Source organism: Zavarzinia sp. (assembly GCF_041650655.1).
In the GTDB taxonomy this organism is placed as follows: Bacteria; Pseudomonadota; Alphaproteobacteria; order Zavarziniales; family Zavarziniaceae; genus Zavarzinia.
Genome location: NZ_JBAZKR010000250.1, coordinates 1 through 2,831, shown reverse-complemented (window position 1 = coordinate 2,831; position 2,831 = coordinate 1). Strand labels below are relative to the sequence as shown.

The following is a 2,831-nucleotide window of genomic DNA, read 5'->3' as shown; positions in this document are numbered from 1 at the left end:
CGGCTGGGCGAGGGACAGTTCAACGACCTGCAACAGGCGCGCCGTCAGGCCATCGAGGCGCGGCTGGCGGCGGTGCGGGCGCAACTCGATGCCAACGAGGCGCGCTACCGTCTGCTGCTCGATGCCCATGAACTGTGGGACATCGAGGTGGCTGGCGCTGACGAGGCGCCGCGCTAGAAGGTTAGCTCGACGCGCGCGCCGACCAGCGTCGCATGGCGCGCCGCCGTCGCGCCGCCCGGATGGCGGACGTATTGCAGGTTCGGCTGCAAGGCGAACCAGGGCGTCAGCGCCGCGCGCCAGGTGAGTTCGAAGGCATCTTCGGCGCCCGCCGTTTCGATGCCGGCGGTTGCCTGCACGGCACGCCATTTGGGCGCCAGCCGGCCGCGCGTCCAGCCGATCGCCACACTGTCGTCGGGCCGGCTGGCGAGCGGGCCGCGCACCCGGATGCCGACGTTCAGCATGCGATCGAGCGCGGTTGAGTCGCCGGCGCTGAAGGAATAGCGGCCGAACGCCGTGACATCGCGTCCGGCTTCGCCGCCGAGGTTGATCAGCGTGCGTTCGGCCAGCAGGTAGCCGCCCTGCGAGCGGCGCTGCAGCGGGTTGCCGTCGGCATCGACGTCGATTTGGTCGGCGACACGATTTCCGTAGCGCCAAAAGCCGATCGCATATTTGCTCAGGCCGCCGTATTTTTCGTGGGCGGTGAGTTCCGGCGTTTGCCGCACCTGCGCCGGGTCGACCGGTTCGAAGGCATGGCCGGTTTCCAGCGGCATCCAGCCGATTTCACCGATGACGAAGGCGCCGTCGCCCTTGGCAAAGCGAATCGCCGTGGCCTTCGGCCGCGCCCGATCGTTGGGCACGCCGTCCATCAGGGCGCCCATCGCATACCACTCGCGATTCTCCGACAGCCACTTGGCGCGGATGCCGAAGGCGGCGTTGTTGAATACGGATGGCGCATTGGTCAGCGCCAGGTCGGCCGGCGTGCCGTAGGCCGGATGCAGCAGCGTTGCCGCCGAATCCATGGTGAAGAATTCCGAATCGATCGGGTAGATGCCGGCCAGGACCGAAAAGCGATCGTCGAGGAAGCCCTTCTGGATCCAGGCATGGAACAGGCGCGAGGTCGGCACCGGCACCTCGATGTTGCTGACGCCCATCAGGCTGCCGGTGCGCCGTGCGTTGATGCCGGCGCCGCTGTCGGTATCGGTGTTGAGGTAGGCGACGGCGTTGTTCCAGCCGAGCAGCTTTTCCAGGTCGGCGCGCAGTTTCAGTTCGAGATGGGTGATCGCCTGGCCGCCGTCGCGCGCGTCGCCGCGATTGCGCAGGCTGTCGAGCTTGAGTCCCGCCTCCAGTGCCAGGCCCCGCTGCCACAATTCGCTGCGGACGCCGTTCCAGTCACCGGTCAGGGTGAGGTTGGCATAGTCGGGGGCGCTTTCGGCCGTAGCCGCGGCCGCGAGCGGTGGCGCAAGGCCGGCGAGCAACGCCACTCCCGCCACGGTCAATATTTGCGATGGCGGGTTCATCATCGCCGTGTCGCCAGCGCCGACTGTTGCAGATTCAGAGCGTCGGATAGTCCGTGTAGCCCCTTTCGCCCGGGGCATAGAAGCTGCCGGTATCCCACTTGTTGAGCGGTGCATCGCGACGCAGGCGCTCGACCAGGTCGGGGTTGGAAATGAAGGGCTTGCCGATCGCGATCAGATCGGCGTGGCCGTGCGCCAGGACCGCTTCGCAGGCGGCCGCCGTCTTGAAGCCGCCGCAGGCGATCAGTGCGCCGTGGAAGGCGCCGCGCAATGCCGGCATCATCGGGTGCGCCGCGTCGTGGATCCAGTCCACGGTCTGGCAGTAGATGTGCAAGAAGCCGATGCCGCGCCGATCCAGCTCGCGTGCCAGCCACGGATAGGTCACCAGCGGCTCGGGGTCGGGCACCATGCCATTGCCCACGCCATAGGGCGACTGGCGCACGGCGATGCGTTCGGGCGCCACTTCCGCCGCCACCGCGTCGACCACTTCCAGCAGCAGGCGGTAGCGGTTGGCCAGCGAACCGCCGTAGGCGTCGGTACGGTCATTGACCGCCGGGCAGCGGAACTGGTCGAGCAGGTAGCCGTTCGCGCCGTGGATTTCGACGCCGTCGAAACCGGCCTGCATGGCGAGTTTCGCCGCACGGGCGAACTCGCCGACGACACCGCGGATTTCCTGGATGCTCAAGGCCTGCGGCTGGCCGCAGTCGGTGGGCACGGGCCGGCCGTCGGGGCCGGGAACCATGGTCTGCGTGGCCGCCGGCTTGCTCGACGGGCCCGCCGGGGCGCTGCCGTCGGCGTGTAGCGCGGCGTGCGCGACGCGGCCGCAATGCCAGATCTGGGCGAACATCTTGCCGCCCACGGCATGCACCGCATCGGTCACCGGTTTCCAGCCCGCCGCCTGCGCCTCGTTCCACAGCGCCGGCGTGTTGAGGTAGCCGCGCGCGCGATCGGACACCGGAACGCCTTCGGAGACGATCAGGCCGGCGCTGGCGCGCTGGCGATAGTATTCGGCGATCATCGCGTTGGGCACGGCGTCACGATGGTCGGCGCGGCAGCGCGTCATCGGCGCCATGACGATGCGGTTGGCGAGTTGCAGGGCTGAATTGGCGTACGAATCGAAGAGCATGAGAGAATTCCGGAACGTAAGGGAAGCGGGGATTCTACCCAAGTGAGGGGGTAGAATTTTGCGGGTATTTCAACCGGATCCTGCCGTGTCGCGCATTTCATCCGTTCTGTTGCTGTTGTGCTGCTGGTTGTGCCACAGCGGCAGCACGTTCGCCGCCGTGCGTCTGGTGCCGGGCATCACGTCGGTCGCCT

The 2,831-nt window shown here is 67.8% G+C and carries 2 protein-coding genes; both read right to left on the bottom strand.

Annotated elements, in window-relative coordinates; translation table 11 throughout:
* Positions 1-173: 173 nt before the first annotated feature.
* Positions 174-1,520 carry a carbohydrate porin gene (locus WC493_RS23075; RefSeq protein WP_373068965.1) on the bottom strand — a complete coding sequence of 449 codons (1,347 nt, stop codon included), beginning with the start codon at positions 1,518-1,520 and terminating at the stop codon, positions 174-176.
* Positions 1,521-1,551: 31 nt separating this feature from the next.
* A complete protein-coding gene (locus WC493_RS23070; RefSeq protein ID WP_373068963.1) occupies positions 1,552-2,640 on the bottom strand; it encodes an alkene reductase in 1,089 nt (362 codons plus the stop codon).
* Positions 2,641-2,831 lie beyond the last annotated feature (191 nt).